The 18,310-nt window shown below is 32.8% G+C and carries 13 protein-coding genes; 4 read left to right on the plus strand and 9 right to left on the minus strand.

The window, feature by feature from the left end:
• Positions 1–96: 96 nt before the first annotated feature.
• On the plus strand, positions 97–477 hold the full coding sequence (locus SHI72_RS10035; protein WP_039112424.1) for a heavy-metal-associated domain-containing protein: 381 nt from the start codon (positions 97–99) through the stop codon (positions 475–477).
• A gap of 73 nt (positions 478–550) precedes the next feature.
• Here the strand turns inward: SHI72_RS10035 and gldD are convergent, their stop codons facing one another.
• From gldD to mutY, 4 genes are read right to left on the minus strand one after another with little or no spacing between them, the layout of a single operon-like run.
• Positions 551–1,114: a gliding motility lipoprotein GldD gene (gene gldD / locus SHI72_RS10040; RefSeq protein ID WP_039112425.1), complete on the minus strand. Its 564-nt coding sequence runs from the start codon at positions 1,112–1,114 to the stop codon at positions 551–553.
• Positions 1,115–1,118: 4 nt separating this feature from the next.
• Positions 1,119–2,414: a gliding motility-associated protein GldE gene (locus SHI72_RS10045; protein WP_323489879.1), complete on the minus strand. Its 1,296-nt coding sequence runs from the start codon at positions 2,412–2,414 to the stop codon at positions 1,119–1,121.
• A gap of 23 nt (positions 2,415–2,437) precedes the next feature.
• A complete protein-coding gene (locus tag SHI72_RS10050; protein WP_039112427.1) occupies positions 2,438–2,878 on the minus strand; it encodes a single-stranded DNA-binding protein in 441 nt (146 codons plus the stop codon).
• A 48-nt stretch (positions 2,879–2,926) separates the two neighbouring features.
• Positions 2,927–3,961 carry an A/G-specific adenine glycosylase gene (mutY, locus tag SHI72_RS10055; protein WP_323489880.1) on the minus strand — a complete coding sequence of 345 codons (1,035 nt, stop codon included), beginning with the start codon at positions 3,959–3,961 and terminating at the stop codon, positions 2,927–2,929.
• A 131-nt stretch (positions 3,962–4,092) separates the two neighbouring features.
• On the opposite strand from mutY, the gene SHI72_RS10060 reads away from it, so the two are divergent.
• From SHI72_RS10060 to SHI72_RS10070, 3 genes are all read left to right on the plus strand, one after another.
• A complete protein-coding gene (locus tag SHI72_RS10060) occupies positions 4,093–4,383 on the plus strand; it encodes an HU family DNA-binding protein (RefSeq protein WP_039112429.1) in 291 nt (96 codons plus the stop codon).
• A gap of 419 nt (positions 4,384–4,802) precedes the next feature.
• Positions 4,803–6,347, plus strand: a complete 1,545-nt coding sequence (locus SHI72_RS10065) for a ribonuclease E/G (protein ID WP_039116937.1) — start codon at positions 4,803–4,805, stop codon at positions 6,345–6,347.
• Between the two features lie 150 nt (positions 6,348–6,497).
• A complete protein-coding gene (locus tag SHI72_RS10070; protein ID WP_323489881.1) occupies positions 6,498–7,298 on the plus strand; it encodes a hypothetical protein in 801 nt (266 codons plus the stop codon).
• Between the two features lie 6 nt (positions 7,299–7,304).
• Here SHI72_RS10070 and pbpC read toward each other — a convergent pair whose 3' ends face one another.
• From pbpC to SHI72_RS10095, 5 genes are all read right to left on the minus strand, one after another.
• Positions 7,305–9,680, minus strand: coding sequence for a penicillin-binding protein 1C (pbpC, locus tag SHI72_RS10075; RefSeq protein WP_323489882.1), 2,376 nt, complete (start codon positions 9,678–9,680; stop codon positions 7,305–7,307).
• A 219-nt stretch (positions 9,681–9,899) separates the two neighbouring features.
• Positions 9,900–10,490 carry a transposase gene (locus tag SHI72_RS10080; protein ID WP_323489883.1) on the minus strand — a complete coding sequence of 197 codons (591 nt, stop codon included), beginning with the start codon at positions 10,488–10,490 and terminating at the stop codon, positions 9,900–9,902.
• 213 nt (positions 10,491–10,703) lie between these two features.
• On the minus strand, positions 10,704–16,388 hold the full coding sequence (locus tag SHI72_RS10085) for an alpha-2-macroglobulin family protein (protein ID WP_323489884.1): 5,685 nt from the start codon (positions 16,386–16,388) through the stop codon (positions 10,704–10,706).
• Positions 16,389–17,191: 803 nt separating this feature from the next.
• Positions 17,192–17,824 (minus strand): hypothetical protein, encoded by a 633-nt coding sequence (locus SHI72_RS10090; RefSeq protein WP_323489885.1) that lies wholly within the window; start codon positions 17,822–17,824, stop codon positions 17,192–17,194.
• A gap of 35 nt (positions 17,825–17,859) precedes the next feature.
• Positions 17,860–18,303, minus strand: coding sequence for a nucleoside deaminase (locus tag SHI72_RS10095; protein ID WP_039112436.1), 444 nt, complete (start codon positions 18,301–18,303; stop codon positions 17,860–17,862).
• Positions 18,304–18,310 lie beyond the last annotated feature (7 nt).

Raw genomic sequence — 18,310 nt, forward strand, 5'->3', positions numbered from 1 at the left:
TTTTACTGCAAAATTGTAATAAATTTATGAATTCCTCACTCGTTTTTTATTAATTTTGCAAACAAATCCTGTTGTAAACTATTAAAACAAAACAATATGAAAATCGTAAAATCAATCGCAGCTTTAGCAATTGCAAGCCTTTTGTTTATAAGCTGTAAAAAGAATGAAACAGAAGAAATTAAGCCAGTAGCTACAACTGAAGCAGCTGCTCCAAAAGTACATAAAGAAATTGCTGCTCAAAACGTGCAAACTGCAAGTTTTAATATCGAAGGAATGACTTGTGCAATGGGATGCGCTAAAACTATCGAAAGCGAATTATCTGACTTAGATGGCGTACAAGAAGCAAAAGTAGATTTTGACAAAAAAACTGCTACTGTAACTTTTGACAAAACTATTCAAAACCCAGAAAACTTAACCAAAATAGTTCAGGCCACTGGAGACGGAAAAACATATAAAGTTTCGAATATGAAATCGTAATTCCAACGATTTTTACCACAAAAAAAGAAGAGCATTCATAACGAATGCTCTTTTTTTATAGTTCTATTTTTCTCTACTTCCACTTAATGGTTTCCATTAAATGCTGCATATCGTTTTTAATATAACTCGCAGCTGGCATTATCGAATCAAAATTAGGCTTAGCATAAAAGTAAACTGAACCTGTTACAAAGTGCTTAATACTGTCTGTGATGTAAAATTGAGAGTTTGTAGCCGCATTTCCATCAACTTGATAAAACATACCGTATAATTTTTTATCAGGGTTTAAATAAGGCTGTTCTAATATATCATCGGCTTTTATAACATGCTCATACGTTAACTTTTGAGCATCTTTCAATAATTTATTAATATCACCATTTACCGGTTTATACGTAAGATAAATAGTTGCTTTCATTTTTGGGTATGAAATCGTGAATCCACAATCCTTTTCCCCTTTTATAACAGCTTCTGCATTCATTTCAAAAGCAAATGGGCATTGGTTTTCAAAATTCACATATTTAGCTTCAGCATAGTCCAACCTTAAATAACTCGCCGGTTTAGGCACAACATCGTCTTTACAACTAAATACAGTTATCGTCATTATAAAAAGTACGATTATGGCAATTGATTTTTTAAGCATTTTATTATTCTATTGTTACTTTTATTTGTTTTATTCTTTTGCTATCTACAGCTTCTATTGTAAAAGTACAGTTCTGGAAAGTGATTTTTTGATTCTTCTTCGGAAAGTTCCCTATAATCTCCAAAATAAAACCTCCTAATGTCTCAGCTTCTCCTTTTTGTATCTCAAACAAATCCTCATTAACATCAATGATTCTGTAAAAATCTTTTAAATTTATTTTCCCTTCAAACAAGTAATTCTTATCATCTATCTGAGAGAAATTAATATGTTCATCATCAAATTCATCACTAATATCTCCTACTATTTCTTCGATTACATCTTCTAAAGAAACTAATCCCGAAGTTCCGCCATACTCATCAACAACAATTGCTAAATGGCTTTTCATACTCTGAAAATCTTTTAATAAGTTATCTAACTTTTTATTTTCTGGTACAAAAAACGGTTCTCGTATAAGCGTAACCCAATCAAAATCTTTTTGATCTATATAAGGAAGCAAATCCTTAACAAACAAAACTCCTTCGATCTGATCAATATTATCACGATAAACCGGAATTCTAGAATATCCTTTTTCAATTATTTTAGGATAGATAGCCGCAAAAGACTCTGAAATTTCTAATGCAAAAATATCAATTCTAGGGCTCATTACTTGTTTTGTGTCGGTATTTCCGAAAGAAACAATTCCTTCTAATATTTTTTGTTCTTCTGTTGATGTATCATCAGAGTCCGTAAGCTCTAATGCCTGCGATAACTGACCTACCGAGATGCTCGTTTTTTGTTTCCCTAATTTGTTATGCAAATAAATAGTTGCGGAACGCATTGGTAAACTTACCGGAGAAAGCAACTTGTCTAATATCGCTATTGGATATGCAACTCGTTGTGCAAATTTAAGATTGTTACGACTCGCATATACCTTGGGCAAAATCTCGCCAAACAATAATATTAAAGATGTAACCAAGATTACCTCTAGAATAAATTTTAAAACAGGCGAAATAACTGCCTCAAAAATATCTCTACCTACAAAGGAGAATAAAATAACAACTCCAATGTTAATGAAGTTATTGGCCACGAGCAATGTCGCTAAAAGTTTTTTGGGTTTATCCAGAAGATTAGAAATAATTCTCCCTTTGGACACGTTTTCTTGCAATGCTTCGTCTATCTCTTTTTGAGACAGCGAAAAAAGTGCTACTTCGGCACCAGAAACAATGGCCGAACAAAAAAGTAAAATAAAAATTCCAACAAAACCAACAATCAGGTTGGTATCTAAGGTACTTGCAACGTATAAACTGGGCTCTGGGTCCAAATTAAAAAGAATTAGTTAAACAATCAAAATGGCAAATCATTTATAGGTAAGCCATCATTTGAAGCATCAAAGTTAGTGTTTTTTGATGATTCTGAAGGAGGATTTTGTTTCTGGTTCTCTGTCTCTTTTTTAGTTGTTAAAAAAGTGAACTCAGTTACCTGAATCTCGGTTGTATGCTTTGTCGAACCATCTTCGGCTTGCCATTGACGTGATTTTATTCGACCTTCGATATAAATTTTATCTCCTTTAGATAAATATTTTTCACAGATTTCTGCAGCTTTATTCCGAACCACCAAGTTATGCCACTCTGTAGAAGTGATTTTCTCATTGGTCGTTTTATTTATATAAACCTCATTAGTTGCTAATTGAAATCGCCCAATGCAATTTCCGCCATCAAAATAATGCATTTTTACATCGTCACCTAAATGACCTATTAACATCACTTTATTTAATGTTCCGTTCATGGTTTATTATAGTATTTCTATCAAAGATACATTTTTTTAGAAACTTATTTATTCTGATTCGATAAAATTATGAATCACAATCGGAAATGGATATGTTTTTAAATCCTGAGCATTAATCCCATTTACAATCGTCTCTTTTAACTTTATCTTCCAAAATTTGATATACAAATGCTGATGCGACAACTTATGAATTATACTTTTCGAATTACACTCTTCTATACCTATAATAGAATGCTCCCTGAAAAAGTCTTCCTGAACACGCATCGAAACAAAATCAAAATCTTTTTCGGCATCCGTTTCCAATAACGGGAACTCGTACAGATTATGCCAAATTCCTTTTGCAGTTCGTTTTTGCAAAACCGTATTACCCAATTCATCCTCCACAACCAGATAATTAAAATATCTATTAGTTACTTTTAGTTTTTTAGATTTTATCGGCAATTCACTTACTTTCTTCTTTTGCAAAGCCACACAACTATCATCAAAAATACAAATGGAGCAATCCGGACTTTTAGGCACACATTGTAATGCACCAAACTCCATTATAGCCTGATTAAAAATTGCAGGATTATCTTTTGGCATTAGCTCATAAGCCAGAGCTGCAAATTCTTTTCTAGCCGAAGCTGCTGCAATATCAGTTTCTATATCGAAGTAACGTGATAAAACTCGAAATACATTTCCGTCGACAACAGGAACAGCTTCATTATAAGAAAATGATGCAATTGCCGCTGCCGTATATTCCCCTACTCCTTTTAGTTTTAATAAATCATTATAGCTCCCAGGGAAGACTCCATTTAATTCATTAGCGATAAATTGTGCTGTTTGATGTAAATTTCTTGCACGAGAATAGTACCCTAATCCCTGCCAAAGTTTCAAAACTTGCTCTTCATCGGCTTTAGCCAAATCAAAAACAGTAGGAAATGCTTTTGTAAAAGACAAAAAATAAGGCATTCCTTGGGCTACTCTTGTCTGTTGAAGCATTATTTCTGATAGCCAAATAGGGTAAGAATCAGTGGTATTACGCCATGGTAAATCGCGTTTATTTTGTAAATACCATTTTATCAATTGTTTAGAAAAACTCATCATTAAATATTAGACAACAAAAGTAAAAGTTTATGTAATTAAAATTTAACGAATTAGCTTGAATATTTGTTTTTTTAATTCCTATATTTGCAAACTCAAAAAATAGTATACCATTATAAATAGGAAAGAAAATGACGAAAGCAGATATCGTAGCGAAAATTTCAGAAAAATTAGGTCTTGAAAAAGGTGACGTTCAAGCAACTGTAGAGACTTTTATGAATGAAGTAAAAACTTCATTAGAAACTGGAGACAATGTTTATTTAAGAGGGTTTGGTAGTTTTATTGTAAAAACCAGAGCTGAAAAAACTGGAAGAAACATTTCTAAAAACACCACTATTAAAATTCCAGCACACAACATTCCTGCGTTTAAACCTGCAAAAGTTTTTGTAGAAGGAGTAAAAATCAATAACGAAGCAAAATAATACTATTAATTAATCATAAAATCGATAAGATATGCCAAGTGGTAAAAAAAGAAAGAGACATAAGGTAGCAACGCACAAACGTAAAAAAAGAGCGAGAGCTAACCGCCACAAAAAGAAAAAGTAGTTTTAAACTACTTTTTTCTTTTTAAACGTTCATTGAAATTTGGGAAATTTCAAAAATTCCAAAAATTAAAATCCAAAATCCAAAAATTGAGAAATTAATCTTGATTCTATTGGAATTTGGAGTTTTAAAATTGAGATTTAAGTTTCCCTCCCGGGTTCAATACCTGTTAAAAAATATTGTTTAATCCATCCTAACAATTCAGTTATGAGTTATACGTTATGAGTTTAAGAGTTGCAAAAACTATGAACTGAAAACTGTTAATTGAAAACTAAAAAGTTCGGATAAAAATTTACAAATGAATAAAGAATTAATCATTAGATCAAGTTCTGATTTCGTAGATTTTGCCTTATTAAAAGATGGAAAACTAATTGAATTACACAAGGAAGAAGAGAAAAGCAATTTTCAAGTTGGTGATATTTTTATAGCCAAAATACGAAAACCCGTTGCTGGACTTAATGCTGCTTTTGTAAATGTAGGCTTCGAAAAAGATGCCTTTTTACATTATCACGATTTAGGACCTAACTTAGCTTCCCAACTGAAATTCATAAAACTTGTAAGCGCAGGTAAATTAAAAGATTTCTCCCTAAAAACCTTTCAGTTTGAAAAAGAGATTGATAAAGACGGCACCATTACTGATATTTTAAGTGCTAATCAATCTGTTTTAGTACAAGTCGTAAAAGAACCAATATCTACTAAAGGTCCAAGAATTAGTGCAGAACTATCTTTGGCTGGACGTTTTATTGTTTTAGTTCCTTTTTCTGACCGTGTCTCTATTTCACAAAAAATAGAAGATAAAAAAGAAAAGGATCGCTTAAAAAAACTTGTATTATCGATCAAACCTAAAGGATTTGGTGTTATTGTTCGTACAGTAGCCGAAGGCAAAAACGTAGCCGAATTAGAAAAAGATTTGCAGAACCTGCTTAGCAGATGGACTGCAATGTGTAAAAAATTACCAACTGCTCATCATCCATCCAAGGTATTAGGAGAACTCAATAGAGCTTCTTCAATATTAAGAGATGTATTTAATGATACCTTTAGTGGTATTCAAATTGATGATGAAGAGTTGTACCATCAAACGAAGGATTATCTGCAAGAAATTGCACCTTCAAAACAATCGATTGTTAAGTTTTATCAATCAAATGATACTCCAATTTTCGAGAAATATAATATAGAGAGACAAATCAAAACTTCATTTGGCAGAACCGTTTCCATGAGCAAAGGGGCTTATCTTATTATCGAACACACTGAAGCTTTACACGTTATAGACGTAAATAGCGGAAACCGTTCTAATAAGGCCACTAATCAAGAAGACACAGCCATGGAAGTTAATATGATTGCCGCCGCTGAAATTGCCAGACAATTACGTTTGCGCGATATGGGTGGAATAATCGTAGTTGATTTTATTGATATGTCTAATCCTGAAAACAGGAAAGTCTTGTTCGACTTCTTGCGAGAAGAAATGAGCGACGATAAAGCAAAACATAAAATCTTACCGCCTAGCAAATTTGGATTAGTCCAGATTACAAGACAAAGAGTAAGACCCGAAGTAAACATTAAAACTAGAGAAGAAGATCCTAACAATGAAAATGGCGAAATTGAAGCGCCAATTTTAATCATTGATAAAATATCATCTGATTTAGACAGACTTTTAAAAACCCACAAAAAAGTTGTGCTTAACACACATCCATTTGTGGCTGCATACCTCAGTAAAGGTTTTCCATCAATACGTTCAAAATGGTTTTTTGAACATAAAAAATGGGTGAAAATCATACCTCGTGACGCTTACACGTATTTAGAATATCATTTCTATGATAAAGATGGAAATGTTATTAAAGAATAAAACAAGAAACCGCCTTTCGTCCCGATAACTATCGAGAGATTGGCGGTTTTTTTGTGCTTATAAATTAAACCAAAAAACAGTTAACAAACCCAGCAAGTTAAAGTGTTTTCTTATATTTGATTCGATTTAAAATAATAAAATCAACTGAAAATGCTTTCAACAAAACACTTATATATTTCCTCAAAGAAGATAAACATATACCATCTTCTAATCCTTTTTGTTTTATTCACATCCAAAATATCAGCTCAAAATGACACTATCTTTTTTGATTCGAATTGGAAAAAATCCAACAAAGAAGCTGCTATTTATTACAGAATCAAACCAATAAAAATAAAAACCAAAAGTGCAGTTGGCTACAAAATAGTAAATACTGACTCGCTTTATGTAATTAATGATTACTATTTAAAAAGCAACAAAATACAATTTCAAGGATATTCCAAAGACTCTGAAGGCGAATACTTAGTTGGCAATGCAAAATGGTATGATGAAAACGACAACAAATCCGATACTAGAGAATTCAATTACAAACCAAACAACAATGCATCAGGATTTAAAATTCCTCAATGGCCAATCCTTTATCTTGGCTATTCGATTGCAACTAAAAGTCAATTTACTGGCGGATTAGAATTTTGTTTAGATTGCAAAGAAGAAAACAAACTTTTTCTAGGTTTAGGATACGGAATTACAAGTTATGACGGCAAATATTACGGTTTGCCAGACATACATTTATCATATAACATTCAGAAATCTATTTTTATAAAAGCTGGTGGGTCTGATAAAAGTGCTTACGCATTAGCTGGTCTTACTTTTTTAAATATGATTGATTTAGGCTTTGGATATTCAGCTCCTTTTGACAAAGAAAAAACCCCTGTAATTAAAGGTTTTACTTTTGGAATCACTTTTAGATTTACCAATAACAAAAATGTTTATGGTCGTTTAAGAATGTTTTAATCCTATTTATTCCCGCACTACCTCAACTCTTCGTCTAATTTCATTTCCTAATTCATCTACAACTGTAACATAATGGAATCCGGCAGTCATTACAATAGGTTTTTCATGAAAAACTTTAGTAACGCCTTTATACACATTATCTACATACCAAAACAACTGACTTTCTCTTTGTGAATATGCCACTTTAAAAATCACTGGTTGTATTTCGCTATTAAAATTTTTAGTTAAATAGATTTTGCTATTGGCTTTAGGATAAATAAAATCCATTGCAGCTGTTTGTGTCCCAACGCAATTATCTCTAAATGGCGGCAACGGCATATATTCTATATGTTTGCTTTTGTAATACCAAGCCATAACTGGAGGTAAAACAAACCAATTTTTCACAACCATATTCTCAATACTCTCACAACTACTATTTACCTGAAATTTTTCCGTTTGATCTAAATGCACAATTTTATGATACGGACAAATAGAAGTCGTTTTTCCTTTTCGGGCAACCCATTGTTTAATTTTAGGACAACCATCTTTTGCCAAATGTCCGCTTAAACGACAAACCTCAACTTCATCTAAATCTCCATAAGGTGTTGTAAACCATTTTTGCCTTGGCAATAAATTAAATACATCAAATAAAATTGGTGCAGCGCTTGTAACTCCTGTTAAAGTTGGTCTTCCCTCGCCAGTTGCATTTCCTACCCAAACTCCTACTACATATCTGGAATTTGTTCCTATTGCCCAAGCATCGCGATTACCAAAGCTTGTCCCTGTTTTCCAAGCTATTTTAAGCGAACTATCATAAAATTTCCAAGCTTCATCTCCTTCTGGTCTATTTACCTCTTCCATGGCGTTATACGTCAACCAAATTGACCCCGCGCCTAAGATGTTCTTCTGCGTACTTTCGTCGCCAAAATCAGGCTCAAAATCGTTTTCATAATTTAGTTCAGTAAATTCGTTTGTTCGATATTTACCGTTGCTTTTATTAAAATAATTTATTGTCGAGGACATACTCGCATAACTACGACATAAATCCCATAAGTTACTTTCGGCTCCGCCAAGAATAAGCGACAATCCGTAATGATCTGGCGATTTGGAAATATTTCTTAATTTGAATTTTTGCAGCTCTTCATAAAATTTATTTACTCCAAAATCCTGCAACATCAATACCGAAGGAATATTAAGCGAACGCGATAAAGCACGGTGAGCCGGAACAGCTCCATCGAATGTTAAATTAAAATTTTGAGGTGTATAACCCGCAATTTGTGTCGGTACATCGGCAACCAGAGTATTTGGTAATATCTCGCCATCATCGAGCATTGCTGCATACAATAAAGGCTTCAAAATACTTCCTGTACTTCTTGGCGCATCTATTATATCAACATCTTTTTGATGATCTCCATCTGTTGGAGAATTCCCTACATAACTTATCACATTTCTGTTAGAAACATCAATTACTAAAATTGCCAGATTATTAACTTCGTTCTGCTTGTATTGATTGTAATAATATTTTGCGATTTGGTTTACTCTATTCTGTAAAGCAAACTCAACAGTAGTTTTCACTCTCGTTCCCTCTTGATTTTTAGCCACGCGCTGTAATAAATGTGGAGCTATTTGTGGCAAATCATAAGGCTTTTTAGGCAAAGGTTCTTCTATCGAGAGTTCATAGGTTTGTTTATCAATAATACCTTCCTGGTTAAGCTTACGCAAAAGGCGATTCCGTTTCTCTAATAATTTAATTTGATTCTTTCCCGGATAAATTAAACTCGGCGCATTTGGCAAAACCGCCAAAGTTGCATTTTCTGCCCATGATAATTGATTAGATTTTACTCCAAAATATCTCCATGAAGCCATTTCTAATCCAACAACATTTCCTCCAAAAGGAGCGTGAGCTGCATATAATTCCAAAATTTCATCTTTAGAATATCCTAACTCCAATCTTGTTGCAAGAATAACCTCGACTAGTTTTTCAAAATAAGTTCTACCTTTTCCTTTTCTTGATAATCGGATTACTTGCTGTGTAAGCGTACTTCCTCCTCTTACAACTTTTCCTGCTTTCCTGTTTTGCTTAATCGCATTGACCATTGCAACAGGATTAAATCCGGGATGTTTATAGAAATACTCATCTTCAAAATACACTATACACTTCTTGAATTTATCCGAAACACTGTCCTGCGCAGGAAAACGCCATTGTCCATCACGTGCAATCTTTGCTCCCAATAATTCTCCTTCCTTACTCTCAATAACTGTAGAATATGGTTCTTGAAATAATGTTCGTGGCAACGAAAAATAATAAATCACCACTAATAAAAATGCTAGTAGTGATTTTATTTTATTCTGTTTAATCCAATTTATAATGCGTTGAAGGAACGCTTTTAATTTATTTTTCAAAGTAATCTTTTAGTATCCTAACAGGTTTTTAAAACCTGTTAGGTATATATTTTTCAGTTCTTATTTTTAATACTTTTTCTTCTATTTCTAGAATACCTTGCAAGCTTCCAATACCTTTTAGATATATTCTTTAGTTCTACTTTTAATCTCTCCCATAGCTAACAGATACCTAACAGGTTTTAAAAACCTGTTAGGATAACTATAACTCAATTTATTTTTCTATTCATCACTTAAATTTACATCATTGATTACTCCCTCATAAACAATCCTTCTTTCATTATGACAAATTTTAAAATTATCTAAACCATCAAATAATTCGAGAATAGATTCTCTATCAATACTTGTTAGCTTTTCGGACAAATAAGAACGATATGATGAATGCAAATAAGAGTCGAAATATTCTGTAAATTTATGCTTAAGAGGATTCAAATGAACATATATAATTAATTGTTTCAAATACACTTCATCTTCTATTCTGTTCCTTTGTAAATGTTCCTGAAATAAACTTCCTGTTCTATTATAAGCTTTATTAATACTTTTAGAATAGGCATTAAACAAATTTGAAAATGGCAGATGAATCTTCTCTTTTGATTTTTCAGATAAATTACTTTCATCTTTTATCCTTAAAACAATATGAAAATGGTTTTTCAGCAAACAATAGGCATAAATATCCGCTATTGGTAAAATATACTTTTTTACTTTTTCCAGAAAATAATTATAATTATTTTCTTCTATAAAAATATCTTCTTTATTATTTCCTCTGTTATAAATATGATAATATTGTCCTGCTTCAAAAATATCCTTCTTCACCTTCTTCAATTTTATTATCCTAACAGGTTTTAAAAACCTGTTAGGTATACTCTAATATTTAATTATCTGTCTTTCCTAACTAATTTTAGAAACTTGTGAAGTTAAGCATACTTTAACGGTTCTTGATTCTAATATTCGTTCTCTCATTCCTATATACCTAATAATACCTAACAGGTTTTAGAAACCTGTTAGGATATGAAATCCAACAGAACTTTACTTCACAACCTCTACCCAAAATCCTTTTGTTCTCGCTAAGAACGTATTATCATACATTGCTTCGCATTGCAATCCTGGTAAATAATAATTACCAAGGTAAGATGCGTTCAATAGGATTTTAAAGACTTTGGTTTCACCGGCTTTTAATCCGAAATAGAAATTTGTTCTATCATCACGAATATCGATATAATCGGCAACATTATTGGTTGCATCTCCATAATCTGTAAAACGAGTATTTACAATTTCGAATCCTGAAGGTAGAATTTGTGATAATGCTACATTTTCTACACGCTCGTTTCTTTGGTTCCTAACGGTCACCACAGCAATAAACTCCGTTCCTTGCGTAATCTTTGAAACATTAATTACTCCACCTTTTCTGTTTTTAAACACTATCCCAGCAGATACATCACTCTGAACTACATTTTCCTGACCTATTGGTAAAATTCCAGTATTTAATACTCGAACATAAATGGTGTTCTTTTTATTATTTTTTAAAGTGATACTATTTGTACCAGTTTTAACTACTAAACTTCTGTCGGCAACTGTTTTTGAAGTTTTTATAACCTGGCTTTTTCCGTCTTTGCTAAACTGTACATCTATTCCTTTAACACCATTGTTTAATGAGAATTTAGACATTGCATACAACGAATAAGCGGTAGTTTGCGTGCTCATCCATCGATCACTTGCCATACTTTTAGCCAGTTTTGTAGCCATAGTAAATGCTTTTTGTTTCTGCCCTAATAATAACATTGTTTCCAGAGCCATAGCACGATTCCTGTCGCTTGAACCATAGTAGTAGTAATTATAACTAGACGATTCATCATCGATTGTACTACTTAATAACAAACTCGAAGCAGCACTTTTTTGACCTGCTAAAACATACGCTGCTGCCAATCGTAATTTACTTTCGTTAGAAATTCCCTTGGTTTCACGTAATCTGTTCATCGAAGACAAATCTGAAGAACCTGCTAAAGCCAATGTGTACAAACGATACGCTTGTGCCATATCATTTCCGTAACGAGGTTCAAATCGCCATTGTTTAGCTTCTCTTTGCTGATATGACAACCATTTTGATTTAAAATTAATTGGTAAAACATATCCTTTCTTTTCTGCTTCGATCATAAAATGTCCAGCGTATGAACTTCCCCAATCATCGGCAATTGAATTTCCTTGCCAGTATGAAAGTCCACCGTTTGGCAATTGGAAACTTCCTAATCTTGTAATTCCAGCCGTAACATTCTTTTGGATAAGTTGCTGGCGTGTTGCATCAATATCGGCAACATCATTTAAGAATAACTGTGGAAATACCGATGAAGTTGTTTGCTCTACACATCCATGTGGATACTGAATAAGGAATTGCAAACGACCATTTAAGTTAATCGTTGGCATCGATGACACTTCCAGTTTCGCTTTATTACTTCCCGAAACTCCGAATGTTTTCCACACAATTGTCTTAGAACTATTAGGCTCTAAAATAACATCTGTAAAAGTATTCGTTACAGGATTTGGATTTGTCATATCTATTTCGACATCATAAACTGACTTCTCAGTTCCTGATGTAGCAATAACCTGCACTTTGGCAATTCCGGTTGCACCTCCAACTTCCAGATTAAAATAAGCCATTTTTTCGTCTGGCTGAGCAAATGTCAATCTTTGGGCTGAACTTCCTACAACTCTTAAACCATTGCTTGTTTTTATTTGTACAGTAACGTTTTTGATGTGTTTTTCCATTGCAAAAATTGTAACTGGAAGTGTTACTTTTTCTGATGGAGAAATTTTCCTAGGCAATGAAGCCAATACCATTAACGGACTACGTACCGGAGTTGCTTTCTCAACACTTCCATAAGCACTTGTATTAGCATCACCCGCTACAACCATTGTTCTTACCGAACCAATGTATTTTGGCAATTTTACCTGATGCGTTTTTGTTTCTCCTTTTTTTAATTTGAATGGTCCAAGGTAAATTACGACTGGTTTAAAACGATTTGCTTTCTTCGCTTTTCCACCACCTAAATCCTGATCTCCTCCAATACTGAAAATCTGATTTACTTTTCCGCCATACGCTCCAATAACATCATCATACACATCCCAAGTTTTTACACCCAAAGCCTCGCGTACATAAAAACTATCCCAAGCGTTTGGTGTTTTAAATCGAGTTAAATCAAGCAAACCTTCATCGACAACTGCGATTGTATAAGTCATTTCTTTTCCTGATTTCTCGCTTACTTTTATAGGAAACGTTTCCTCAGGTTTTAGCACATCAGGCATTGCAATGCTTGGAGCAAGAATCGTAGTTTTATCAATTACTTCGATAGGAACGATTCCGTACATACGAATTGGTGAATCATTCTTAGTCGATGCATGCGGCTGCAAAAGTGTTATATTAAAATACACATTAGGTGCCATTGCTCCTGTAATAGGAACTTCGACTTTAGTTTCTCCTTTTTGGGTTTTCACCCAAAGTGTCTGTACTACTTTCGATCCATTTTCTATAGATACCAAAGCGCGTCCTCCTTCGCTTGACGGGAAAGATATTTGTGCTTTTTCGCCTACTGCATAATTCTTTTTATCTGTAGAAAAAACAAGCATATTAGCTGTAGAAGCATCTGTGTTTCTTGTTTTTCCAGACCATATTGGCCAGTCAATATTTACAGTTAATGCCGATGCGTGTCCGCCAATCTCATCCGAAACACGAATTAAGTAACGTCCCCATTCTTCATCTGTCAAAGCAAATTGAAAACTTCCTTTTCCGCTTGAATCTGTATTTACAGTAAATGTTTTATATGATGTTGTCGCATTCGACGAATTATAATTGGATAAATTATCACTCGAAGCATCCCACCACCAGCGCCATTCTGTTTTATACACTTTTACCTCAAGGTTTCTTACAGATTTTGGTCTTCCGTTTTCATCAACAGTAACAATATCAAATCGGTTTTGCTTACGGGTTTCCAGCATTCCGTATTTAGTAGGTTCTGGCGATTTTACTCCCACATAAGTATTATACGGAGAATAAGTTGTCGAGATAACATCGGTACTAAAATCTCCACCTTCTTCATATACTTTGGTTATAAAAGCTGCTTTTAGCATTCCCGGTGCCTGACCTTGTAATTTAGGTTCAATGTTTACAGAGGCTCTTCCGTTTCCATCTAGTTTCCCTGAAAATATATTAATTTCTTCAGTACTAAATTGTCGTACTAAATCGTCAAAAACAAATTTGTCATAGCCTTTAAAAGTCGTGCTTTGTTGCGAAAATTTTGCCTGCATTTCTACATTCAGATTTTTAGCTATAGCACCATGAAGCCATGTAACTTCCAGGCTACTTGTATTTGGATATGATGAAGATAATATTGCTCTCCTGAAAGTATTTTTAATTTTTAAACGATTCGGTTTAATCGTCTCAATTTTTATGCTCTTATAATATTTGGCTCCACCAACGCTTACCATTGCTTCCCAATTTCCTGTAGGCGCTTCTGTATCAGTAGGAACTGTAAACGCATAATGGTTTAAGTCATTGGATTTTTGTACGGTTTGATACGTAACTTTTCCGTTAGGATCGGTTAATCTGAATTTTATCGGATGGGATTTTGGTAGTTTATTTGCAGCATCATTAAGTATAAATGACAAATACAAATTATCTCCCGGACGCCAAACGCCACGTTCGCCGTAAATAAATCCTTTTAATCCTTTTTGCAAAGTCTCGCCTGCAACATCAAAATTACTTACTGACAATGAATTTCCATCGTCAAGTTTCACGTAAGTCGATTGTGTTCCTAAAGTAACAATAGCAAAATAAGCAAATTTGTCTAACTGAAAAGAAGCAATTCCCTCACTGCTTGTTGCCGCTGTTGCTAGTTTTTGTTGCTGAAAACTATATAAATCTACTCTTGCATTCGAAACTGGTTCTGTCGTGATTATATTATTTACTACAAATAAATACGATTTATTTTCTCCTCGTTTAGCAATTACTCCTAAATCTGAAGCTAAAATATTTGTTCCTATTTTGGCATTGTAATAATACGAACCTGTACAAGGATCCTGGCTTTCTCTCCATTCGTAATCATCATAATAATAGTCGTCATACGAATTACCGCTGTAGTTCACATCATTTTCATCTACATCTTCTTCCTCTTCGGTTTGATCTGTATCTGGTTCAGAAGTTTCGCATTTATATAAAGAATATGCTCTCTTGTACGAGAACTCTACTCTATAAATTGCACCTGGTTCTGGAGTTATAATTTTAGATAAATCTAATGCATAAGTATTCCACTTCGTCGGATTAACTAATGTATTATCTTTAAGATTAAGCGTTGTTTTAGCAACAGGCTGTGCAACTCGTTTTAGGTTCTGAGCTCCGTTTAATTCATTGTTTTGAAGAAACTGTAATATGTTATTTTTATAAATCTTATAAACTTTTACATCTACCGCTCCAAGATTTACTGCTTCAAAATTCAGTTTTAAATTATTAGAACTTGGCAAAATTGTTCCGTTTTTTATAAAACGAATGTTTGGTTTTATTTGGTCAAAGGAAATCTTCTCCGAATAATTCTCTGCCATTTTTCGACCATACTGACTTTCTATCCCTTGAAAAACTTCTAATAATAACTCGCCTGTTACTGTTTGATCAGATACTGGTTCTGGTTCTGCAGCTACTTCTTCAGCAGCATCTTCAACAGCTACCGCAGCACTATCTACACTTACACTCGTTGAGTCTACAGCTACACTTGCTGTATCAACAACCGCAACAGCAACGTCATGTACCACTTCCTCAACAGGCTTTTCGTTACTAAAATAAACTTTTAGCGTATTTCCTTGTGTTGAGAATTTTAGATTATTTGTATTTTGTATAGCTACCAATCCTTTAAAATCCTGCCCTTTCTCTAATGGTTCTGAGAAATTAATTAATACAGATTGATTGTTTTCATCTGGAATTTCGACTTTAATAATTTTAAACTCATTTATTGATGTTATCGGGAAATCCATTTTTCCTTTTTGATCAATGTCAAAATCACTTCCATCATAAGAAATTTCAAGATTACTTACGTCAGATAAACGCTGAATACTATCTATGATAAACTTAAATTCTTTTCCTGAACTTGCTGCTTTATCAAATTTAATAGTAAGATCTTTTCCGTTATGGCTCGCCATAACCAACTTCTTTGCTGTCTCTAAATCTATAACATCAGCTGTTTTTAATACACAATTTAGATACTGATATTCTTTACTATAGGATTGAACATCTAGTGTATTTACGATAAAATCCTGCTTAACGGTTTTAACAGTAAAGTTGAATTTAGAAAGATCCTTATCATCATCTCCTTTTTTAGGAAGCGTAATTAGTTTATCTAAATTTAGTGTTACCTGATATTCGGTTCCAGGTTTTAGCTTTTTTTCGGGGATAAAAGCAATTGTATTACTCGAGAGCGCTACAACTTTACCATCGACACTTGGAGAAATATCGAATAAGTCATTATCTAAAACTTCATTTACTTTCCACTCCTTTTTTTCAAAAGCCAGAACAACGCGTATATCCGATTGAGATGAAACTATCCCACCAGTAAAACTCGTTATATATTCTTTGAACAATGAAAAATCAGAATTGAAATCGGCAGCAGATTTCCTGCCACAACCCTGAAAAATAAAAAACACAAACAACACGTAAACTAATCCTCTTGTTTTCAATTGAGTATCTAATTAATGGTTACAAAATAATAGTACTTATAAAGTTTAAGCCATTTAACAATCAAAACTATATTGATTAAATTAACTTTATATGTAATAAAAGTACTGTAATTTTTAATAACTTTTAAGAAGAAAATTCAGTAACGTTAATTATTTTAACTTTTATTGAAGATCATAAAAAATCAATTACTAAATATGCTATATTTCGTTCTTTATTAAAATATCAAATAGCTTGTATAAAGATTCTACAGAAAATAAATTTATTATAAAAAATAAATCAGTTATCACATACCTTCTAATGGTAGTAACTTTTATTATTTTGTTATGTTTTGCGGATTACTATGTTTTACCTTCCACAAAAACAACAGATGTAATAACACACTATGCAGTGAGAACTACAGGAGGTAAAAATGGATCTAAACCAGAAAAAGTTTCTTTTCACTATTACACACAGAAAGGTTTTACTTTCTCAACTGTCGAAAATGACATTGAAGAAAATGATATAGAACTTGAGTATTCTTTTTTATTTAAATCTGTAACGAAAGTAAAATCAAATAAGAATGATTACACTAATCTTCTTTGCAATGATTTAAGCATTAACGGAATTCAATTTTATTCTTGTAGCATACTACTTTTTTCAATAGTCATAAGTTTGAAAATACTTCTCTCGAAAAAGAGTTTTTCTGAAAACACATTTTACAATATAATTTGTTTTAATTCATTTATGATATTCGTATGTGTCTACATGACTTATATATATTAAACTAAAACAATGTTATTTATATAATCATTATTTATAACCTTTAAAGCTCTACACCAAGCTTAGACAATACATTATCTAATTCCGTAAAATGTTCTTCTGTATTTGCAGCATAAAATAATTGATTATTTGCCATAATTACAATTACATCATCCTCATAATTACCATAAAAATTTATTCCTTCAAGCCATTGCCTAAATGAAACTCCTTTATTTCGGTAATTTTCAACAACAAAATCTAGCTCATGTTGTTCTAATTCATAAAATGTATTGCATGGAAATTCTAATGCAAAACCAGCCTGAAGAAAAGCCATTGCCGTAAAAAATTCCGTTAAGGTTTCTGTTTCCAAGTTCCATTCTTTTCCATCGGCACTCATAAAAACAGGCGGATTCGATTTTGACAAATCATCTTTATGAATTCCCCAAACACATGCTCTTTGGTTTTCAGAATAAAATATCAAATAATCATTCTGTTTATAATATTGAAATCGCTCTGGTATAATTAGCAAATCTTGCGTTTGATTTAAGCTTTTAATCTTACCTAATTCACTATAGTAATCAACAAATACCTCAGGAAGTTGCCCGAAGATATTTTTAACAATTTGAATTTCATCATTAGTAAAACCATCAGGTTCTGTAATATGAAATAGTTTTTTTATTATTGAAAAATCAGTCATAATAACTTTTTAATAAGAATGAAACGACGACAGAATTATCTTCGCCTTTTAGCAAAGAAACGTTTCATTAAGTCCGAAGCTTCATTTGCCATAACACCACGAACAACAACAGTTTTAGGATGTAATTGTGTTCCCATTTTTTCGTAACCTCGATGTTCATCACTTGCTCCAAAAACAATTTTAGAAATCTGACTCCAATATAAAGCACCTGCACACATCTGGCAAGGTTCTAATGTTACATAAAGCGTACAGTCTTTTAGATATTTCCCGCCTAAAAAATTAGCGGCAGCTGTTATCGCTTGCATTTCGGCATGAGCCGTAACATCATTTAATAATTCGGTTAAATTATGGCTTCTTGCAATGACTTTATTATCAATTACAATAATGGCTCCAACAGGAATTTCATCTTTATCAAATGCCATTTCTGCTTCTTGCAAAGCCTTTTTCATAAAATACTCGTCGGTAAAAATATCTATCATAAAACAA

The sequence above is a fragment of the Flavobacterium sp. PL02 genome, from assembly GCF_035013205.1.
Lineage (GTDB): Bacteria > Bacteroidota > Bacteroidia > Flavobacteriales > Flavobacteriaceae > Flavobacterium.